This is a genomic window from Sporosarcina sp. Y352 (assembly GCF_056786535.1).
Window position 1 is genome coordinate 43,907 of record NZ_JBXCJE010000016.1, and the last position, 21,400, is coordinate 65,306.

Below are 21,400 nucleotides of genomic sequence, written 5' to 3' on the forward strand. Positions count from 1 at the left end.
AAGCACCTCACATATTTATTGTTACTTTTATATTAGCACATAATATATCGTTTTACAATAAACTTTTATTCAATCCCACTACTTTATTGTTGTTACGATTTTTATTTCCTAAAAATAAAAAAACATTTCCATTACAATGAAATGCTTCTAACTTTAAACTATTCAATTGTAAGCATATGCCCGACCTTTTCATATTTTCTGGAACAGGTGTTATTGCAGCAATAATTGTCGATATCGTATGTTGTTTACATTTCAAGAAAATGAATGAGTCATCCCCTAAGTTCCCTACCCTGGATTCCTCCGACGTTGGTTCGGAAATTATTGCTATGCCTTGTCAGATTCCCCGGCCCTAATTTGGTACTAACATAACAGTTCAAATCATATTCTTATAAAAGATAACAACTTGAAGGAGTGTATGTTTAGTTGATAAAAGTTAAGGTTCGTTTACGACCCATTGTAAATAATATCAATTTACCCACCGTTTTGAAAACAACTATACTTCCAGGTGAATCAATCGAAAGTTTATTTATTGCAACCCAGGTTGGAGAGATCTTTTACATAGGCAACGGAGTTATTAGAATTTTTTTAGATATTCGCTCTCGAATCATAAAACTAGGTGCTTCTGGTAGTGGATATGATGAACGGGGATTGCTGGGTCTAGCCTTTCATCCTGATTTTTATTATAATGGTCTGTTTTATCTTCATTATTCAGTAGCTGGAACACAAGGACCTGGCGCGCTTCCTGATTCTTTTGAGCCTAACCCGTGTGATCCAGAAACTTTAAACCTAAGGTGGATAAATAGAGAAACTCGCTATGATCATATTGACACGGTTGAAGAATGGATTTTACAATCGAATGGTCAACCTCAAAAACGACGAACATTACTAAACTTAAGAAGACCATTTTTAAATCATAATGGTGTCAATAGCTTAAACTTCTCACCTGAATCAGGAAAACTTGTTTTAACAACTGGAGATGGTGGATCAGGCTATGATCCATTTAATTTAAGTCAGAACGATATGGAGATAGCTGGGAAAATAATCGAAATTGATGTAGTTAAGAATACATTTATCTATAATCCACCCGTAGTCACACGTTTTAATGAATTGCCCGTCCCAATTCAGGAAACACTTACAGTAATCGCCAAAGGTGTTCGGAATATACCAGGTATATCATTTCAAAGGTTTTATAATCAGTATATCAAATACGTGGGTAATGTTGGACAGGATTTGGTAGAGTCGATTTTTTCATTCATTCACTATAAACCAATACCGGTTACTCAACTTATCCAAACTTCCTTAATGAGATCTGAACCTGACCATGAAGGATTTATTAACTTTGGCTGGCGAGGGTGGGAAGGTGCATTTCCTACTTCGATTATTAGGGGCTGCGCTGCAAATCCGACTTTGGATGAGAAAACAACCGCTTATTACAATGAAGCAGTAAAAACTTCATCGAGTCGTCTACAGCCTTTAACTAGTTATTTTCATAAAGACCCTCGAACCGATAAGTTTGGAGGAACTGCACTTACAGGTGTGCAAGCCTATATGGGGAATGGAATCCCTGATTTAACGGGAAGCGTTGTGTTTACCGATCTTGCCCGGGATGAGGAATCTCAATCTCCAGGTAGAGGGGTTTTAGCTTATTCTAGGGTAAGAACAGATAGTAAACCAAATGATTTTAGTGTGATTCAAACCGATTATAATTTCGGATCTGAATCATCTTATTATGTTAGTTTAGGATCGAATCTGGATCAAACTAGACTATATTTAGGTGTTTATGGCTCTATGAATGTGACTGATTTTAACAAAGGTACTGTTTTTGAAATTGTCCCATGATCCATAACTACGAAATTCGACTAAATACCCGATAAATCTCTTTCTTAGATTTAATTGAATTGAAATATAAATTAAACAAGGGAGCAATCAGGCTCCCTGTAAGATATGTTTTTCCAAGTATATAAAAAGCCAAACACCATGATCTCATCCCAAATATTTGTATAGTATAGGAAGGATAAAATCATGTATTTTGAGATTGAAGCAATCCCTTTTTTTTCACACAGTATTGTTTAAGAATGAAATTACCAAATCATATTTTTAGAGAGTAGGCATCTTTATTAATAGCCATAAGGACGGTTGTAGTATGGATAGCGATAGTAGGGTGGGTATGGTGGGTATGGTGGGTAGATTGGGTAGATTGGATAGATTGGATAAATTGGGTATTGAAATCGTGGACGTCGTCTTCTGCGGCGTCTCCCATAACCGTCATACTCGTAGTCATCATCGTCTCTGTCATGTCGATCGTAATCAAATCGTGTCATTATTTTTCCCCTCCTTTTGATCTCATTTTAGGTTATGCGAAGTAAGTAGTGACAGTCCGTACATACGCCTATACTAAACATTGCTAAACTTCAACGTTAATTCGTTTGGATTAAACCCTGTTAGTTGAAGATGAATTATCCGAATATCGTAGTACATAGAAAAACACCTAGATAAATTAAGTGTTCTTCCAAAGATGTATCTACTAATAGAAGATGGAATGTTTTTTTGTATATGTCGTAAATAAAACAACTGAAATGAGGGTAATTCCCCCTAAAGATTGTATATCTTGGGTGCAGTTTCACACTGATATGATAAATCAAAAGGTGTGGCGTATTTTTACAAACAAACCTCTTTATCGACATAGTTTGAAACCTTTTTCCCTCCAATACATATAGTATTGAAAAAGCAAAAAGGAGTTATACTATTGGAAATACCAGTTTCCGGGTTCATGTATCATTCAGACGATTCTGACCCTATGCATTCCCATCAGCTTTTTATTACTCAATGGGATGGAAGACCCGTTCCTGCTCATGTCCACGAATTTAGAGGCGTCACTTCTTTTGATGTAGGACATAATCACAGATATGCCGGAACTACCGAACCAGCTCCAAGTGGTGTACCACACACTCATAGATACTTTACTTTTACATCAGTCGATGATCAACATCGACATGAGATTCGTGGAGTTACCAGTCCAGCTATTCCCCTTCCTAACGGCGGTCATTATCATGAGTTTAGCGGTTTTACTACTATAAATGGTGCTAATCCTCATAGACACGGTTATAGCGGAAGAACAAGTTTATAATGGCGTTTTTTGATTCACAATTTATATGAAATATTTAATTATAAAACTTACCCCTTGGTCCTCCAAGGGGTTATTACTTTTCAATGGGGTGCGTTTATTTTTTCATTTTCAGAGTAATTGCAATCCTCTTTAACATTGTATTAATAAAGGATATTTAATGAATTTTAAAGAATTATGTAAAGTGATAAATTAGTAATTGGTTTGATCAACCTCATTTACATGATCATGCTGTTGATCGGCAGTTCAATCAAATGTTAGTTGCACCCGAATTGTTTGCTGCAATTAAATAATCGCTCACTGAGCACTTATTTATTTGGCGTTTTCTAACCAAAAATCAAAATCCCTTATTTTCTACAATCATTATCTTATACATGTTTACCGCTCCTATCGTATAAATAACTCAATTTATATAATAAAAAAGCAACCCTATATAAAAGTCATAAAATCGCTTCCGCCGGATGTATGAACAAGCTCTTGAATATTATCTCCTATCTCGCTTCGCTAAGTAAAAAAATTACCCAAATCTGGAACCCCTTCTTTAAATATGGCGTGTTTCCATTTTCAACTTGTGTATGCATTATGAATTTATGCAGATAATATGCTTTATACAAGTTTTTTCTTTTAGAATAGATTTCAACCTCAGAGTATTGAATGAAGGGGTAAAGTAAATGAAAATCCGGTTCGGATATGTAGCAAATGCACTTGGCTTATGGGATGCAAGCCCATCAAAAACTTTAACTTTTACACGGTATTCAGCGCTTCCTAAAAACGAGAGAATGGAAAAACTGAAATCGGTAACCGCTCAAAATTTACAGCACACGAAAAGAATTTTGCATTATAATATCGCGCATGAAATAGAATTATACCGATTTTCAAGCTCACTTGTCCCTTTAGCAACCCATCCGGAAGTAATGTGGGATTTCTTAACTCCATTCAAAAAAGAATGGGAAGAAATCGGAAATTTAGTTCAACATTTTAAGCTCAGAGTAAGCTTTCACCCAAATCAATTTACACTTTTCACAAGCGAAAGAGAAGAAGTCACAACGAATGCAGTAAAAGACATGGAATATCATTATAAAATGCTCAATGCAATGAATGCTCTCGATACGGGATTAATTAATATTCATATTGGCGGAGCCTATGGGGATAAAGATCGCTCATTAAACCGTTTCCATCAAAATCTCAAAAAATTGCCAAAAAAGATTAAAAAGCTTATGACGCTAGAAAATGATGATAAAACGTATGACATTCGGGAAACACTCATTACTTGTGAAAAGGAAAACATTCCAATGGTACTTGATTATCATCACTTTATGGCAAATACCGGAGAGTGCGACCTCCTTCTTTACTTACACCGTATATTTAAGACTTGGAATAACACTACAATTGTACCCAAAGTCCACATTTCTTCACCAAAATCTGATCAAGCCTATCGTTCCCATGCTGATTTTGTTTCTATAGACTTTGCCCTACCCTTCTTAAAGATGGCAAAGGAGCTTAATCAGGACTTTGACATAATGATAGAAGCAAAACAAAAGAATCTTGCTATGCATAGACTTGTCGATGAAATAACTGCAATTCGGGGAGTCAAACGTATTACAGGTTCATCTGTGGAATGGTAACCGTGGAGAATAGAGTATATAAAACGGACGAGGTGGAATAATTGACGATTGTACGTCTTGGTTATGTCGCAATGAGTTCGGAACTTAAAAATGCATCCCCGTCGCAAACAATGACTTTTACCCAATTCCAAAAAATCGATGATAAAGAAGCTGCCATCCGTAAATTAGAACGTATTGCACTGTCGAATTTGCACAACACACTGAGATTGTTAAAACATAATGCAGCGTCTGATATTCATTTTTATCGGCTTACCTCTCGCCTTATTCCTTTAGCAAACCACGAGGAACTTCTTGACTGGAATTATATAAAGCCATTAAAAGAACCGCTCCGTGAGATTGGAGATTTCACAAAAAAACATAAGATCAGAGTTGATTTTCATCCAGATCACTTTGTTCTGATTAATTCTAAAGAAAAGCATATATTGAAAAATTCAATAAGTACTTTAAAGCTACATTACTTATTATTGAAGGCGATGGGGATTGACCCAACTCATCGCTGTGTCATGCATGTTGGAGGTAATTATAAGGATACCGAACTTTCGCTTGAACGTTTTGTTGATAATTGGATGGACGTCCCGAAAAGAATTCAAAATATGATCATGCTTGAAAATGATGATACTTCTTTTACGTTAGAAGATACACTTTACTTATGTGAAAAACTAGATATACCTCTAGTTTTCGATTATCATCATCATTTGGCCCATCATCAAGATGCAAATTGGGAAAACAGTTGGAATAGAGTTGTGCAGACATGGAGCCATTCTCCTCTCCCAATAAAAATGCATATATCAAGCCCAAAGAGTGATAAAGATTTTCGCCATCATTCAGATTATGTAGACATCGATATGTTTTTTAGATTCCTTAATATAATAAAGGGGAGTATTCCACAAATTGACTGCATGATTGAGGCTAAGAAGAAAGATGAGGCGCTTTTCAAATTAATGTATGAAGTAAAAGCAAGGAAAGACGTTGAAATTATTGATGGTTCTTCTTTCTCCTTAAAGTAAAAGAAAAGCCTCCAAAAGGATTGTACAACTAATGGATAACTTCTCAGGATTCACCTTGGGTTCAGCCCCCCAAGCTGTGGGTCCTGCGTTGCCGCCGGTGTCGAACAGTTGCACTTTGTAAGGACCAAGATACCAACCGCGTTCAGCCTACCCCGTAGTCATCGGATCCAGGGGCGGCAGGAGCACGGCAGAACTAAGTTTTCTATATCATTGGTACCACTTTGATCCAAAGGGATTTCATCATGGACTTGCCAACCGTCAGGAACTAGTCCGTGTTCCTTCATACTTTCAATAGAATAGCTGAAGTGAAAGCGTACTGGATTGTGACGATGTTATGATCTAGTACTCTTTTTTTGTATTAATGCAGTCGATCTGTCTGAGCTAATCTCTTGTCGTTTGCTAGTTTAGATAAGGAAGAAAGTGCAGATTCATTGAACCCCTTAACTAGGAGCCATACAGCTAATATCATTTCAAATGCTGCTATTGGAAGCGCTAAAATACCCCAAGCAGAAATTTGTTCAACTACTCCGAACAGGACTAACAAAGCATTAATGAATACCATCACTGCTCCTACCATACCCAAAATAGATAAAGGTCTGGGTACAAGCTTTGATTTATAAAATATATAACTATACATAATTGTGTTGATGCCTAACATGAATAGTGGTCCAAGCATAAACGTCCAGTCATGTATCGCTTTTAATAGTATTCCTGAAGCATGGTAAGTAGCAGGATTCGCGGCTCCCTCTGCTACAAAGTTCTGGCTTAAGGTCAATAGAGACAATACGCTAATTATACCTACAGTAATTATAACCGCTTCAAGAAATCTGAAGTAAACATGCCAAAGAGCTATAGTTTCATTGTACTTTCTTAAAATCGGAAACATTGTCGTAGCCGTCCCCACCACTGATACAACAAGAATTAACTCCAAAAGTGCTCCTAGTGTCACCTGATTGGCATGAGCAGAACCTTCAATCAAGTAATTGGAACCATTTAGGATTGGATCGTACAATAAAAGACCAATTACCGCCGAAAGTGCTGCTAATAAAAACAGGACCCCCACAATTTTTGCTACTTTCTGATTTGGATTCATACTTTATCCCCCTTTTCTAAAACTCATAATAAATGATTATTTTTTCTTCAAGCTTGGGACGTCCCCGTAAAAGAAAACCTCCTCCAATGGTAAGTTAAAGGCTAAGGAAATACGAAAGGCCAATTCTAGTGATGGCGAGTAGTTTCCTTTTTCGAGAGCCACGATAGTTTGTCTTGTAACACCTGCCTTGTCAGCTAATTGCTGCTGGGTCATTTCATCATGGTTAAACCGTAATTTTCGGATGTGATTGCCGACAAGACTTTTACCCATATTAGACACCTTTCCGATAGTAATATAGCTTCGATAAAGAGCCAACCACATCTGAGATGAATCCTGAAGCAATGAGAATAATAAACATCATCTGTGACCAAGGCTCAATAATTAACGATCCCATTGCAATTACAAAACCAATGATAAATACAAAGAAGGAGTTTCGGTTTGCTTTCAAGTCAATTAGTTTATCTAATTCATCTGAGAAAGCTGGTTCTTTTTCTCTTGTTGTAATTCTAAACAAAATGTTAAAAATAATACTGATTACGATGTGAGCTACTACAGAGACCACAGTTAAAATGAGTATGAATGAACCCCAATAGCGTAAGGTTTCGGAAGAGTCTAGCCCCCCTTCTGGATACTGTGGATACATATACAAGCAGAAGGTTATAAAAATGAAAATAGCGCTGATTAACGAGACGATGCTTTTCTTTTCTTGATAGGTCATGCTTACATACCCCCTTGTAAAATTGAGTAAGCGCTGTTGTACATATTGTATTGTATGTTAAACATTATGTAAGGTTGACTATACATGAGATGAAATTGATTAAATGAATAGTCAGTAAGTACAAATGAAGGTCCAACTGGTTAGGTAAACTTAAGAACGAACTCAGACATAAACGATTTTCTGACCTTCATAGCATCAAAAAAGCAATGCTAAGAGACAGCAATGCTTTTTTCAAAAAAATAAGTATAAAATTTTCTGTTTCATAATTCCAGTGTTCCAAGTAATTTGATGAATAGGTTCTGTCCTATAATACTACTGATTTCCGATACAGGAGCACGCGTTCCGCGGGGTGAGCGATAAGCCTTCTGAAAAACTTAAAAGTTGAGACCCTTTTGAGAAAGTAACTACATCGTATTGTCCTGCTCGTTCAATAGCTTTACAACTAATTTCGTTTTGTCTTATTCATTCCTTTTTTTAGTTCTTCTTCTCGTTCACGTTTCCTTACAATCGCTTGTTGTTGAGAAGATTTACCTTGCATTCCAAAGTTATATCCCATTTGATCACCTATCCCCACACTAATCATAGCGTGAATGGAAATGATTGTAACTGTCGTAATTCGATATAATAAAAGAGCGCCCATAATTAAATGAGCTTTCTAGCGGAAATTAATTGTCAATGGCTAACCAACCATAGTATGTTAAAAACAATAATGTTCCTATTAGAAGAATAGCATGATTCATGGTTACGAATACGTAATATTAGTGAAATATTTCGCAATGAATAATATCCCAATATACTTAACATTTAAATTACTAAAAAAGCACACTCCATATAAACCATATCCTGCCTTTTAATATTAATCCATATTAAACAGAAAACAAGTTCATTCAGGGAAAACTTCACTGGCACTTCCCCACTCATGCATAACTTTTACCGCATTTTCTATTTCTAATTGTTGTCTATTTTTAAAAATTATTATAATTGCTATGTTCGCCATCTCTTACGATGAGATCTGTTCCTTCTATTGAAGACCTTGCAACATAGCATAAATTTCGTTGAAACGTCTTTTATCGAATGCTTCTGTATTCAATTGTCTATCTAGCATTAAATTACTCTTTCACATTTCCTTTGTAATGCCTATTATTCCAGATATTAAGAGCGGTTTCATATAAATATGTAGACATGTGAACGACGAATAGTGCAATGATTGCATACACTCTATCGAACCTGAGCCACAATACGTTACTTGTTGGTTTAGACCCACACTCTAAATAATCAATATACAAAAGCACTTACTCTGAAATAGAGTAAGTGCTTTTGTATATCTTTTCAATCTCTAGATTTTTTAAATGTGTGAGATTGAAGCGAAACTAGACTTTTAAAAGACTCTTGACGACAATAATTTTTATAAACTAACGATTTTACGATTAATCAACAACCGCTAGTTTATAAAAAAGAAGGTCCATTTAACTAGTCTAATATTTCTTAATTACTACATTAAAATATAACTTTTATTTCTGCAATACGCTATTCAGTTCAGCAGTTTTAGCAGCAATTAAATCCATTAACTCAGGTGATAGGACATCATAGGTAGGTAATCCAAGATTATTTAACTCTTTTCTGATATCAGCCATTTTTGAAGCCGGTGTACCTGTTTCGATTACAGACGAAACAAATGCTGCGAATTGTGGTGCCGACCATCCTTTATCCTCTGATAATTCTGTATGAACAAAATCTAACCCGTAAAATGCATGGTCTTTGTTTTCTATACGACCAAATAAATGTGCGTTACATTCTTTACAGAAATGTCTTTGAATTGCAGCGGTTTCATCAACTATCCCTAACTTATCACCGTTACTAATGACGTTAACTTTTTCACGAGACACTACAGCTACTAAAGAAAAAGTTGCACCTTCTGGTTTCCAACACTTAGAACAACCACAAGCATGGTTGTGCATTGTTTGTGAATCTACCTTGACTTCTACTTTATTTGATTCACAAAGACACTTTAATGTACCTCCAGCAAAGTCTTTTACTTCTGGATAATCATAAATCCCGTTATCTAATCTTGAATGTAATTTAGTGGTAACCATATAAATTCCCCCTTGAGTATATTCATTATTTTTTAATCTCTAAATTTCAGCTAAACCAAATGCGCCTAACCTAAATACTGCAGTTACAGCTTCTTCTTCGACTTTCGCAGTGTTTTTAACAGCTCAGATACCAGTAGATATTCCACAACCAAGTAAACAATTTTGAGTGGTCCATTCGGTCCAAGTGTTACGCTGCTTTACTTTTCATATTTCCCCCTTCTTCCTTGTAAACCTATTGTACTGTATTTTGAATAATAAGTTAATACTGACAAATTTGTCACTATCTATTTTAAATTAAGTATTGAGAAAGAAATTGAATAATTTGATTGATCATAAAGGTATGGAACTTTATATGAATAACAAGCTTAGGTGCTTCCTTTGAGCCTGTTAGCAATGCATGCGCCTGTAACACAAGATGGATTTTCATATTGCGGATTCTTACTCATCCATAGCTAACCCCACATTTGGTAGTAAATACATTTCTATATAACGCACTTCTAGAACCGTACATTCAAAAGTTCTGCAGAAATACAGTATATTCTTGTATTTCACATTGCACTCTCACCATATCTGTTCAAACCAAGCACCATGATTTACACACCCCATCAAGTATGCTTTCATCAATCGAACTGTTACGGTAAATTCTCGTGCCTATTAGCCGAGCCTATAAAACAGGTTTCCCCTTACTGAATAGCGTGCTACTCGACGCATGGAGAGCCTTCCAGAGCGTTACCAACTCACCCGACTCCTCGACATAATCCCTCCGTTTTAGGAAACCTAAAAATGCCTGGCCTTTACCGAAATTGTGTAACCACATTTCATTTAAGCCAGGAACATTTCGCACCCACAACTGAGCCCGATTGCTGAAGATCAGTGTTTGGAATTGAATTATTTATTCATAAAAGCTTTGATTTCTTCTTCTGGCATTGATGAATCGCATTTCACGTTTATTTTGTCACCATTAGTAAAGATGAAGCCTGGAACTGTAGGTATGTCGTATTTTTTACGGAAGGCAGTAATACCTTCCATATTAGATTCTTCTACACTATTGATATAATAAATATGAGTATCAGTTTCCTCAGCAACTTTTCTAAGTTTTTTAACGAATATTTGACAATAAGGACATACAGCCTTGCCAATATAGATTACGGCTTCGGTTTCTCCTTTAACCAAGTCCTGTGCTTTTGCGGAATCAATTTTATCAAAACCTTCTACATTTTCTTCATAAGTAGTCATAATCGCTCAATCTCCTTTTTCTTATGTAATTATTATACCACAATTTGTGAATATTCAAATAAATTATGCTTACGTGTCTGAATATCGAGTTTTATAAAAATAGAGTTCACAGTTTAAAAAGGCTTACTGATTTCACAAGAATTTATTTCATTGGCCCGATACATGCACAGTGCTTCTTCCACAATTGCGAACGTTTGTTGCATTTAATGGTGCAATTTAGGATAGTGTTTGTATGTAATTATCGGAATTATTTGTGCAGTTTGTTAGTCAACTGATATTTTACCAGTGTTTCCTTCCAATTGTTCTGCAAAATCATCTCCCCAATCACAGATGGAGGTTACAACGGGTTCTAGTCGAAGACCGATTACGCTTAGTTGATACTCAACTTTAGGAGGTACAACAGGGTATACAGTTCTATTAATTATTTTATCATCTTCCAATTCCCTTAGTTGTCTAATTAACATGCGTTGATTGACTTGGGGGAGTTTTATTTGCATTTCGCTTAACCTTAATGGAGACTGTTGAAGCAAACACCATATAATTGCTATTTTCCAGCGTCCGCCTATAACTGATAACGCCAAGTCTTTTCCATTGAAAAAAGTTTTCTCTTTATAATGAATTGTCATACATTTTCACTTCCTATGTTAATCATACTACATACTGACAAATATGTCAGTATTGTATGATGTTCAATAATATGTAATCATGAACAATGTAGAGGTAGATAAAAAGAAAGAAGGTATTCATATGAAAAGTAGAGCAGCTGTTGCGTTTAAACCAGGAGAACCACTTACAATTGTAGAAATAGACGTAGAAGAACCAAAAGCAAAAGAGGTATTAGTAAAGATTTTGTACACTTCAGTCTGTCATACAGATGCTTACACATTATCAGGTGATGATCCGGAAGGCGTATTTCCAGCCGTACTAGGTCACGAAGGTGGGGGTGTTGTTATCTCTGTCGGTGATGGAGTTACTTCAGTAAAACCAGGGGACCATGTTATTCCACTATATACACCTGAGTGTGGGGAATGTAAATTCTGTCTTTCTGGTAAAACTAACTTATGTAGCGCCATACGAGAAACTCAAGGTAAAGGTTTAATGCCTGACGGAACGACTCGTTTCTCTTATAACGGAGAACCCATTTATCATTACATGGGAACAAGCACATTTAGCGAATATACAGTGGTTTCTGAAATCTCATTAGTGAAAGTTGAGCAAGACGTACCTCTTGATAAAGTTTGTCTATTTGGATGCGGTGTTACCACAGGGATTGGTGCTGTACACAACACTGCAAAAGTTGAAGCAGGAGCTGTTGCAGCCGTATTTGGTTTAGGAGCTATTGGTTTAGCTGTTATTCAAGGATTGGTTCAAGCAAAAGCAAGTCGAATTATTGTGGTAGACTTAAATGAAGATAAGTTTGAATTAGCTAAAAAAATGGGGGCTACTGATTTTATTAATCCCTCTAAATTTGATAAACCAACCCAAGAAGTCATAGTTGAAATGACGGATGGAGGAGTAGATTATAGCTTCGAGTGTATTGGAAATGTAGAAGTAATGAGATCTGCTCTAGAATCTTGTCATAAAGGTTGGGGAGAAAGTATTATTATCGGTGTAGCTGCTGGAGGGAAAGTGATTCAGACTCGCCCATTCCAATTAGTTACGGGTCGAGTATGGAAAGGGTCAGCCTTTGGTGGAGTTAAAGGAAGAACTGAACTACCAGGAATGATAGAAGACTTTATGAATGGTAAAATCGATTTAGATTCGTTTATTACACATCAATTAGACTTTATAGATATCAATGAGGCATTTGATTTACTTAGTAAAGGCAAGTCAATTCGCACAATATTAACATATGGAGAGTGAAATAATGAGTCTTAAACTAATTGAACAACATTGTACTTTCAATGGAGAACAATATAAGTACAATCATTATTCTGAGTCCTTGCAATGTGATATGACATTTAGTATCTACTTACCATCAAATATAGAAAAGAAAAAGATCTCTCTAATTTGGTGGCTTTCTGGCTTAACTTGTACAGATGATAATTTCAGCCAAAAAAGTGGCTTTCAAAGATTAGCTGAAAGATATCAAGTCGCTGTCATTATTCCAGACACTTCACCACGTGGAGAAAATGTTGCTAATGATGAAGCATGGGACCTTGGACAAGGTGCAGGTTTTTATTTAAATGCTACACAAAATCCATGGGCAAAGAATTATAAAATGTATACGTATATTACAGATGAATTATCAGGTATCGCGTCCACTTTAGTCCCTCATTTTTCAGGAAAAGAAAGCATAATGGGCCACTCAATGGGAGGGCATGGTGCTTTAGTAATTGGGATGAAAAATGCTGCGAGATTCAAAGCAATTTCTGCTTTTTCTCCTATTTTAAGTCCTAGTCAAGTCCCATGGGGAATAAAAGCATTCTCCTCTTATTTAGGCGAAGATAAAACAGCTTGGAAAGATTGGGATGCTTCAGAACTCATCAAAGAAACTGGCATGCCACCTATTCTCATTTCACAAGGAACTGCAGATACGTTTTATCCAGAACAATTGGAAGAAACCACTTTCTTAGAAAATGCCCGAGAAAGTAACCAAGAAGTAGATTACAAGAAAATTGAAGGTTATGATCATAGCTATTTCTTCATTGCTACTTTCTTAGATGATCATTTCGCTTTTCATATGAAACACTTAAGCTAATTCCCCTTTCACAATAAAATATAGAATGGAAAATATCCCCATTGCAACTAAATGTGGGTATTTTCCATTACTGTATTTCGTCATATTTCACAGTTTACAATCTAAATAACAAGTAATAATTTTAAAAACAAGTGAATTGCGAGGTATCGCTAATATGGATATTAAAAAAATGTTAGAGAATGACCGTGTTAAACCATACTTATTAAAAGCCCGTTATGGGATTGAAAAAGAAAGTCAACGAGTTGACTTATCAGGAAATTTATCTAAAACAGATCATCCTAAATCTATTTCTACAAGAGATGAGCACCCCTTTATCAAGCGTGACTTTTCCGAAACACAGATGGAATTAGTCACACCTGTTACTGAGACGCTAGATGAACTGTTTAATTACTTAACAGCTATCCATGACGTTGTTTATCGTTCTATGGATGATAATGAAATGCTTTGGCCATTAAGCATGCCGCCTGCGTTACCAGAAAAAGAAGAAGATATTGTAATTGCAAAACTGAACAATTCCGAAAATGTTAGATATCGTCAATCGTTATCCAAATCGTATGGCCGTCGTAAACAAATGATTAGTGGTATTCATTTCAACTTTGAATTCGGAAACGAGTTAATCCAAGCGTTATTTAACTTACAATCGGAGATAAAAGATTATCAACATTTTAAAACCGAGATTTATCTTAAAACCACAAGAAATTATTTACACTATCAATGGTTAATAACTTATTTATATGGCGCATCTCCTAGTAGTGAAAAGAACTTTTTCGATGAAGATTCTTTGAATGTAGCAGTAAGAAGTATTAGAAACAGTAAATATGGTTATACCAATCACAATGATGTTCAAGTTTCATATAGTAGTTTGCAAAATTATATATCAGATATCTCTTTGATGGTTCAAAGAGGACTACTAGTAGAAGAAAAAGAATTTTATTCAGCTGTCCGTTTAAGAGGTGGGCAACATGCTTCAGATTTAGAAGGTCAGGGTGTCAGATATATTGAATTAAGAAATATAGATATTAACCCTTTTGAAAAGAATGGAATTAGCTATGAACAAGCAGAATTCCTACATCTTTTTTTAATTTATTTACTTTGGAAAGATGAAGGTATTCATAGTGATGAGTGGGTAAAAGCGGGTAAATTTTACAATGATTTAGTGGCGCTTGAACATCCATTAGAGCATACACAATTTGAAGTAGATGCTAAAAACATTATTGATGAGATGGAACACCTAGTAGAAATCCTGGATTTGACTGTTTCAGATACATTATTTGTTAGTCTAAGGGAAATATTAATGGACCCAAGTAAGACTTTAGCTGGAAGACTGTATAAAGATAGTAAAAAGGATAGTCAAGGTCAAGTGGCTACGAGTATTGCTAAAGAAAATTATGAAAAGTCATGGGATAAACCATATCAATTAACAGGTTTTACTGACATGGAGTTGTCCACTCAGATTTTAATGTTCGATGCTATTCAGCAAGGAATCCAGGTAGAAATCTTAGATAGGCAAGATCAGTTTTTAAAGCTTCAATTTAAAGATCATGTTGAATTTGTAAAAAACGGGAATATGACAAGTAAAGATAGCTATGTATCTACTTTAATTATGGAAAATAAAACAGTCACAAAGAAGATTCTTCATCAACACGGATTCCGAGTGCCGAATGGTGAAGAATATAATGACATAGATCATGCTTTACGTTCTTACGATTTGTTTTCTTCTAAACCTTTCGTTGTGAAGCCTAAAACAACTAACTTTGGATTGGGAATATCAATTTTTAAAGAAGGGGCAAATTACGAAGATTATCTAAAAGCAATCACACTCGCATTTAAAGAAGATTCTTCTGTATTAGTCGAAGAGTTTCTTAATGGAACAGAATATAGATTTTTTGTATTAAATGATAAAGTGTATGCTATTTTGTCACGAGTTCCTGCGAATATTAAAGGTGATGGTAAACATACAATCGAAGAGTTAGTCATTGAAAAGAACCGTGATCCGTTAAGAGGAAGAGACCATAGGACGCCTTTAGAAAGTATTCAATTAGGTGAATTGGAGCAACTTATGCTTAAAGGTCAAGGATATGGATTGGATTCGATTCCAAAAATTGATGAAATCATCTATTTGCGTGAAAACTCTAATGTCAGTACAGGTGGAGACTCGATTGATGTAACAGATCAAATTTCTGATGATTATAAAAAGATTGCAGTGGATGCGGTATCGGCACTTGGAGCTAAAATTAGTGGCATCGATTTGATTATTGAAAATAAAGAAGCTCCCGCCGCTGATAAAAATGCTTATGGGATTTTAGAAGCGAACTTTAATCCATCCATGTATATGCATATATATCCGTATAAAGGGAATTCGCAACGTCTGACTATGGATATATTACATTATTTATTCCCTGAACTACTACAAAGTCAGGAATAAAAGTTAATCAATTTAGAGGCACCATAGGCAGAACGCAAATTTACAACGTTTAGCTGTTGTAAACTGAGTCAAAGGGAAGACCTCTTTTCTAGGATTGATTGTGGTGACTTAATTCTACCAAGAAAAGGTCTTCCTTTTTGTATTTTTTATAAAAACGAGATAAATTGCTCTACCTCGCTAAGTAAAAGAATGATTTTACTTTAATCCTCTTTTAATATTCAAATTACAATATATTAAATTCTTAAACAAGTATTATACCGTCGTTAATTCTAAAATATCCTTTTGCTTGGTCTGTTTTTGACAATTTTGAAGATATGTCTTCTTTTTATTTATCTGTTTGTTTTTGTTTCTTTTTCAAATACTCCGCACGTATTTTTTCGAGTTGCTCCTTTTTATCAAATTGGGCAGGCTTGTGTTTTTCATGATACTTTGTCACAGCTACCCGACCTTTGTTATCCAATTGATATTTCCCCACTTTGTTCACCAACTTTTCTTGTCTTTAAAGAGAATCTATTCAACAAATATAATATACCTTATTTTACTGAAGTAAACCTTAATAACTAAAAAAATCTTATTATAACATATCGCTGTTTGATTCACTTTGATTAAATTACACCCCCAAATACACCCCAAAAATAGCTAGTCAATTGTCTCTCTGCTTTCTCTTCAATCGTATAGTCTGGATCTTGATAAGAAATTTGTTCTTCAATTACTTCGCGAGAAGCAAAAAATTCATCATATAATAACATAAAAGATGTAGAGGAAAGACCCCATATATTGTTTATGGGGTCTTTTGTTGTATAAAAGTGAGGTTTTACACATTACACAAATTTTGCATAATCAATAAATAGCCCCGATAACTGAAATAACTCTTCTCTTTCCGCCTTAAACTTCGATAGTAAGCTAACATTTGATATATCTGTTCATCTGTAAAGACATCAATTTTCACATCTTCTTTTTGTAATTTCACTTTATGAGCCATATTTTCACTTACTATTTTTTCCTCAATAAGATAATTGAAGAATGCTCGGATTCTCATAATTTTTGTATTAATTCTCCCCGGCTTATTCCCTCTCTCCTGGCAATCAACTAGGTAACTACGTACATGGCTTTGTGCTACCTCTTCAATGTTAATGACACCAAGTTCAAGGCAATAGTCGATAAACAGCCTTAGTGTCCTCTCGTAGTTTCCAATGTTCACTTTCGTTGTGTTCTTAAACTTTCTGTCTGCTAAAAAGTCTTGATATGCAAATTTTAAAAGCATAAAAAATAACCACCTCTCCAATTTTTCTGAGAAGTGGTTATTCCTATACTAATTAATTATGAACGAGACAGCTTTACAAAATAGCTTGTGAAGAGATTACATCATGCCGCCCATACCGCCCATGTCAGGCATTCCGCCCATTCCACCGCCTGCTGGTTCAGGAAGGTCTGCAACTACTGCTTCAGTAGTCAAGAACATCGCTGCAACAGATGCTGCGTTTTGGAGTGCATAACGTGTAACTTTAGTTGGGTCAACGATTCCAGCTTCCATCATGTTTACCCATTCGCCGTCTGCAGCGTTAAAGCCGATCCCGATTTCTTCACGTTTCAGACGGTCAACAACGATAGATCCTTCAAGGCCCGCGTTGTTAGCGATTTGACGTACAGGTTCTTCAAGCGCACGAAGTACGATTTTAATACCGGTTGCAACGTCGCCTTCAGTAGACTCTAGTAATGCCGCTACCTTCGTGTAAACATTAACTAGTGCAGTACCACCACCAGAAACGATACCTTCTTCAACAGCTGCACGCGTTGAGTTCAATGCGTCTTCAATGCGAAGTTTACGTTCTTTAAGTTCAGTTTCAGTAGCTGCTCCGACTTTGATAACTGCCACGCCGCCTGCAAGTTTCGCAAGACGTTCCTGCAATTTCTCTTTATCGAATTCTGAAGTTGACTCTTCAAGCTGAACACGGATTTGATTAACACGTGCTTTGATAAGATCTGAATTTCCGCTACCTTCAACGATAGTCGTATTGTCTTTTGTAACGACAACTTTTACTGCATGACCAAGCTGAGAAATATCAGTTGATTTAAGGTCTAGTCCAAGGTCTTCAGTAATGACTTCCCCGCCCGTCAATGTCGCAATGTCTTCAAGCATCGCTTTACGGCGATCTCCGAAGCCAGGTGCCTTAACAGCAACAGCGTTGAATGTGCCGCGCAGTTTGTTTACAACAAGTGTTGCAAGTGCTTCGCCTTCAACGTCTTCAGCGATCATTAGAAGTGGTTTACCTTGTTGAACAACTTGTTCAAGAACAGGAAGGATTTCTTGGATATTCGCAATCTTTTTATCTGTGATCAAGATGTACGGATTATCTAGAACAGCTTCCATTTTATCAGTGTCTGTTGCCATGTAAGCAGAAGCATAGCCACGGTCGAATTGCATTCCTTCAACAACGTCGAGTTCAGTCGTGAAGCCTTTTGACTCTTCGATTGTAATGACGCCGTCGTTGCCAACGCGCTCCATTGCTTCAGCAATCAGTTGTCCTACTTCTTCGTCTCCAGAAGAGATGGAAGCAACTTGTGCAATTTCTTCTTTTCCTTCAATTTCATTGGAGATTTCTTTTAGGCCTTCAACAGCAGTTGCAACCGCTTTTTCGATTCCTTTACGGATTCCTACAGGGTTAGCACCAGCCGTAACGTTTTTCAGTCCTTCACGGATCATTGCTTGCGCTAGAACCGTTGCAGTTGTTGTACCGTCACCAGCAATTTCGTTCGTTTTAGACGCTACTTCAGCAACCAGTTTTGCTCCCATGTTTTCGAAAGCATCTTCCAGTTCGATTTCACGTGCTATTGTTACTCCGTCATTTGTAATTAGCGGTGAACCAAATTTTTTCTCAAGAACAACGTTACGTCCTTTAGGTCCAAGCGTTACTTTGACAGCATCTGCTAATGTATCTACTCCACGCAGCATTGCGCTTCGTGCTTCTTCGTTAAATTTAATTTGTTTAGCCATTTATAAGTACCCTCCTGATTTTTCGTGTATTTTTTAACTATCCAAGCATTAGTATATTAGCCAATTACCGCTAAGATGTCACTTTCACGCAAGATCAGATATTCATTTCCTTCATGTTTGATTTCAGTGCCAGCATATTTAGAGAAAAGGATACGATCTCCTTCTTTAACTTCTAAGTCAACTCGTTGGCCGTTTTCAAGAACGCGTCCAGTACCTGTTGCAAAAACCTTACCTTCTTGTGGTTTCTCTTTTGCAGAGTCCGGTATTACAATACCGCTTGACGTTTTTTCTTCTGCTTCGATTAGCTCGATAACAATACGGTCACCTAATGGTTTCAACAATTGAAACAACCTCCTCAGAGTAATATCTTCTTTTTAGCACTCAACAGTCATGAGTGCTAATACATTTCTAATCATAATGAAGATTTGCATATATTGCAAGTGAAATACTCCGAAGATTTTCTCTTTGCATATCTTGTTCTGAACAGATAATATTAGGCTCAACCACAGTTGAAAGGGTGGCATTACTTGAAAAACGGAAAAATTTACATCTACCTATTTCTTACTTACATCCTAATGCATGTAAGCAGTATCTTTTTATCCGAAGGACTATTCTTATACTTCCCTTGGGATGAGCAATTCACCGATAAAGATATAGCATATCGAGCCAGTTCATGGACACTTTTCATCGTCAATTCAATAGCATCTATTATCTTCCTACTATTAATTGTACCGAAGAAGAATTTCTTCCAGGTTTTCAAAGGGAAAAAGTCTACCATTCCTAATTCGATTCTATGGGGCTTCATTGGTTTCTTTCTGGCACTTGGAGGTCAAATGCTTGCCGGTGCTATCGAAAATGCAATTGGAATAACACCAGGTTCAGATAATACCGCAATCCTTTCAGAAATTGCCAAAGTATCCCCAATCATCATTATATGCATGGTACTCTTTGCCCCATTCCTCGAAGAGATCATTTTCCGTAGAGTTATTTTTGGTGGTGTTTATCAAAAGACGAATTTTTGGATTGCAGCTACTGTCAGTGCGCTCGTGTTTGCCGCTGTACATAATGAATTTGAACACCTTCTGATGTACATGATGCCAGCATTCGTCTTCGCTTATCTGTACTACAGAACGAAACGAATATTGACACCGATGATTGCTCATTTACTGATGAATGGATTTGTAGTCCTTCTCAACCTAAACATGGAGAAGATACTAAAATGGCAAGAAGAGATGAAGCCTGTCATCATCTTTTTCCTGAACTAAAAAAGTCTTCCACAACCCATATGCGGGTTGTGGAAGACTTTTTTATTATTTCTGCTGTTGATTGTTAACTTCTTCGATTTGACGTTGTTGTTCAGCTGTCGCTTCTTCAAATTGTCGTTGCTGTTCCGCCTTCAAGTATTTCCTATGACCAAAGCGGGATATGAAAATACTAATTTCATAAAGCGCAAATAGCGGAACCGTGACGAACAAATGGGACAACAAGTCAGGTGGTGTAATGAATGCCGCAATCACGAATAGGACAAAATAAGCGTACTTCCTTATTTTCACGAGTGTCTTCGGATTCAATATACCAAGTCTTGTTAAAAATAGTAAGACTACCGGTAATTGGAAAACAATGCCAAATGGTATAAGCAGTTGGAAAAGGAAAGTGAAATACTCATTTATCCCGATTGTCTGGGTTATATCTAGCTCTGCGGATAAATTCATCATGAACTTCATCACATATGGCAACAAGACAAAATACGAAAAAGCAATTCCTCCGACAAACAGGAGAAAGGTGAACGGAATATAATTTAATGTCGCGCGCCGTTCCGTTTCATGCAATCCCGGTGAAACGAAAGACCATAATTGATACATCAGCACCGGAGAAATGACGATGAATGCTATAAAGACAATTACTTTCACGTAAATCATGACTGGATCCAGTACGTTGAAAGCATTCAACGTAATATTATTCGCTTCTCCATCATACTGCAAAAATTGAATCAGCGGCTTCGCGACGAAAAAAGCACCTATTACTGCAATAACAAAGAAAACGACGATGACCATCAGCCGTTTTCTAATTTCATCTATATGTTCAATGATTGTTAAGTTTTTATCGTTCATCGGACAGTCATCCTAACTTACTTCAGTTCTTCTTTCTTGTCTTCCACTTTTTTTACATCGTCGTCTTCTACAAGACCTTTTGTGGCGTGTTTGAATTCACGCAATGAAGAACCAAAGGCTTTCCCGATTTCAGGCAATTTCTTAGGACCGAATACGAGCAAAGCAATAACAGCGATGATAATCAGACTTCCTGGACCTGGCATTTCGGACACCTCCTTCATAAGATAGGAATTGAAGTACAATCCTTCTTCAAGAAAGGATATAGTTCGATC

Annotated in this window: 22 protein-coding genes and 1 pseudogene; 8 read left to right on the plus strand and 15 right to left on the minus strand. The window is 36.3% G+C overall.

Annotation, left to right across the window (positions count from 1 at the left end; translation table 11 throughout):
* The first annotated feature begins 423 nt into the window (after window positions 1–423).
* Complete coding sequence (locus AC1TO6_RS18815) at window positions 424–1,839, plus strand: PQQ-dependent sugar dehydrogenase (protein ID WP_482103161.1); 1,416 nt, start codon at window positions 424–426, stop codon at window positions 1,837–1,839.
* A gap of 278 nt (window positions 1,840–2,117) precedes the next feature.
* Here the strand turns inward: AC1TO6_RS18815 and AC1TO6_RS18820 are convergent, their stop codons facing one another.
* Window positions 2,118–2,321: a hypothetical protein gene (locus AC1TO6_RS18820; RefSeq protein ID WP_482103162.1), complete on the minus strand. Its 204-nt coding sequence runs from the start codon at window positions 2,319–2,321 to the stop codon at window positions 2,118–2,120.
* Window positions 2,322–2,746: 425 nt separating this feature from the next.
* On the opposite strand from AC1TO6_RS18820, the gene AC1TO6_RS18825 reads away from it, so the two are divergent.
* From AC1TO6_RS18825 to uvsE (AC1TO6_RS18835), 3 genes are all read left to right on the plus strand, one after another.
* Window positions 2,747–3,127 (plus strand): YmaF family protein, encoded by a 381-nt coding sequence (locus tag AC1TO6_RS18825; RefSeq protein ID WP_482103163.1) that lies wholly within the window; start codon window positions 2,747–2,749, stop codon window positions 3,125–3,127.
* A gap of 668 nt (window positions 3,128–3,795) precedes the next feature.
* A complete protein-coding gene (gene uvsE / locus AC1TO6_RS18830; RefSeq protein WP_482103164.1) occupies window positions 3,796–4,749 on the plus strand; it encodes a UV DNA damage repair endonuclease UvsE in 954 nt (317 codons plus the stop codon).
* A gap of 41 nt (window positions 4,750–4,790) precedes the next feature.
* Complete coding sequence (gene uvsE, locus AC1TO6_RS18835) at window positions 4,791–5,756, plus strand: UV DNA damage repair endonuclease UvsE (RefSeq protein ID WP_482103165.1); 966 nt, start codon at window positions 4,791–4,793, stop codon at window positions 5,754–5,756.
* 358 nt (window positions 5,757–6,114) lie between these two features.
* On the opposite strand, the gene AC1TO6_RS18840 is transcribed toward uvsE (AC1TO6_RS18835), so the two are convergent.
* The 8 genes and pseudogenes from AC1TO6_RS18840 to AC1TO6_RS18875 all read right to left on the minus strand — a co-directional run bounded on the left by AC1TO6_RS18840 (window position 6,115) and on the right by AC1TO6_RS18875 (window position 11,522).
* Entirely contained in the window at window positions 6,115–6,849 is a 735-nt protein-coding gene (locus AC1TO6_RS18840) for a DUF4386 domain-containing protein (protein ID WP_482103166.1), read from the minus strand.
* A gap of 36 nt (window positions 6,850–6,885) precedes the next feature.
* On the minus strand, window positions 6,886–7,119 hold the full coding sequence (locus AC1TO6_RS18845; RefSeq protein WP_482103167.1) for a helix-turn-helix transcriptional regulator: 234 nt from the start codon (window positions 7,117–7,119) through the stop codon (window positions 6,886–6,888).
* Window position 7,120: 1 nt separating this feature from the next.
* Window positions 7,121–7,567 (minus strand): hypothetical protein, encoded by a 447-nt coding sequence (locus AC1TO6_RS18850; RefSeq protein WP_482103168.1) that lies wholly within the window; start codon window positions 7,565–7,567, stop codon window positions 7,121–7,123.
* Between the two features lie 442 nt (window positions 7,568–8,009).
* Window positions 8,010–8,207: a hypothetical protein gene (locus AC1TO6_RS18855; protein WP_482103169.1), complete on the minus strand. Its 198-nt coding sequence runs from the start codon at window positions 8,205–8,207 to the stop codon at window positions 8,010–8,012.
* Between the two features lie 871 nt (window positions 8,208–9,078).
* Complete coding sequence (gene gfa / locus AC1TO6_RS18860; protein WP_482103170.1) at window positions 9,079–9,660, minus strand: S-(hydroxymethyl)glutathione synthase; 582 nt, start codon at window positions 9,658–9,660, stop codon at window positions 9,079–9,081.
* A gap of 42 nt (window positions 9,661–9,702) precedes the next feature.
* Window positions 9,703–9,816 (minus strand): annotated as a pseudogene (locus tag AC1TO6_RS18865) (zinc-binding dehydrogenase); the annotation flags it as partial.
* Window positions 9,817–10,548: 732 nt separating this feature from the next.
* Window positions 10,549–10,896 carry a DUF6568 family protein gene (locus tag AC1TO6_RS18870; protein ID WP_482103171.1) on the minus strand — a complete coding sequence of 116 codons (348 nt, stop codon included), beginning with the start codon at window positions 10,894–10,896 and terminating at the stop codon, window positions 10,549–10,551.
* 263 nt (window positions 10,897–11,159) lie between these two features.
* Window positions 11,160–11,522 carry a winged helix-turn-helix transcriptional regulator gene (locus AC1TO6_RS18875; protein ID WP_482103172.1) on the minus strand — a complete coding sequence of 121 codons (363 nt, stop codon included), beginning with the start codon at window positions 11,520–11,522 and terminating at the stop codon, window positions 11,160–11,162.
* 121 nt (window positions 11,523–11,643) lie between these two features.
* Between AC1TO6_RS18875 and AC1TO6_RS18880 the strand changes: the two genes are divergently transcribed.
* The 3 genes from AC1TO6_RS18880 (at window position 11,644) to gshAB (ending at window position 16,022) form a co-directional block, all read left to right on the plus strand.
* Window positions 11,644–12,759: an S-(hydroxymethyl)glutathione dehydrogenase/class III alcohol dehydrogenase gene (locus AC1TO6_RS18880; protein WP_482103173.1), complete on the plus strand. Its 1,116-nt coding sequence runs from the start codon at window positions 11,644–11,646 to the stop codon at window positions 12,757–12,759.
* A 4-nt stretch (window positions 12,760–12,763) separates the two neighbouring features.
* Complete coding sequence (gene fghA / locus AC1TO6_RS18885) at window positions 12,764–13,597, plus strand: S-formylglutathione hydrolase (protein WP_482103174.1); 834 nt, start codon at window positions 12,764–12,766, stop codon at window positions 13,595–13,597.
* A gap of 154 nt (window positions 13,598–13,751) precedes the next feature.
* Window positions 13,752–16,022 (plus strand): bifunctional glutamate--cysteine ligase GshA/glutathione synthetase GshB, encoded by a 2,271-nt coding sequence (gene gshAB, locus AC1TO6_RS18890; RefSeq protein ID WP_482103175.1) that lies wholly within the window; start codon window positions 13,752–13,754, stop codon window positions 16,020–16,022.
* 325 nt (window positions 16,023–16,347) lie between these two features.
* Here gshAB and AC1TO6_RS18895 read toward each other — a convergent pair whose 3' ends face one another.
* The 4 genes from AC1TO6_RS18895 to groES form a co-directional block, all read right to left on the minus strand.
* On the minus strand, window positions 16,348–16,482 hold the full coding sequence (locus tag AC1TO6_RS18895) for a hypothetical protein (RefSeq protein WP_482103189.1): 135 nt from the start codon (window positions 16,480–16,482) through the stop codon (window positions 16,348–16,350).
* Window positions 16,483–16,836: 354 nt separating this feature from the next.
* The gene (locus tag AC1TO6_RS18900; protein ID WP_482103176.1) at window positions 16,837–17,286 is read right to left on the minus strand and encodes a tyrosine-type recombinase/integrase; all 450 of its coding nucleotides are present in this window, start codon (window positions 17,284–17,286) and stop codon (window positions 16,837–16,839) included.
* A 96-nt stretch (window positions 17,287–17,382) separates the two neighbouring features.
* The gene (groL, locus tag AC1TO6_RS18905) at window positions 17,383–19,017 is read right to left on the minus strand and encodes a chaperonin GroEL (RefSeq protein ID WP_482103177.1); all 1,635 of its coding nucleotides are present in this window, start codon (window positions 19,015–19,017) and stop codon (window positions 17,383–17,385) included.
* A gap of 56 nt (window positions 19,018–19,073) precedes the next feature.
* Window positions 19,074–19,358 carry a co-chaperone GroES gene (groES, locus tag AC1TO6_RS18910; protein ID WP_482103178.1) on the minus strand — a complete coding sequence of 95 codons (285 nt, stop codon included), beginning with the start codon at window positions 19,356–19,358 and terminating at the stop codon, window positions 19,074–19,076.
* Window positions 19,359–19,544: 186 nt separating this feature from the next.
* On the opposite strand from groES, the gene AC1TO6_RS18915 reads away from it, so the two are divergent.
* Window positions 19,545–20,282, plus strand: coding sequence for a CPBP family intramembrane glutamic endopeptidase (locus AC1TO6_RS18915; RefSeq protein WP_482103179.1), 738 nt, complete (start codon window positions 19,545–19,547; stop codon window positions 20,280–20,282).
* 45 nt (window positions 20,283–20,327) lie between these two features.
* Here AC1TO6_RS18915 and tatC read toward each other — a convergent pair whose 3' ends face one another.
* The gene (tatC, locus tag AC1TO6_RS18920; protein ID WP_482103180.1) at window positions 20,328–21,128 is read right to left on the minus strand and encodes a twin-arginine translocase subunit TatC; all 801 of its coding nucleotides are present in this window, start codon (window positions 21,126–21,128) and stop codon (window positions 20,328–20,330) included.
* Window positions 21,129–21,145: 17 nt separating this feature from the next.
* Window positions 21,146–21,331: a twin-arginine translocase TatA/TatE family subunit gene (locus AC1TO6_RS18925; protein WP_067205353.1), complete on the minus strand. Its 186-nt coding sequence runs from the start codon at window positions 21,329–21,331 to the stop codon at window positions 21,146–21,148.
* Between the last annotated feature and the right edge of the window lie 69 nt (window positions 21,332–21,400).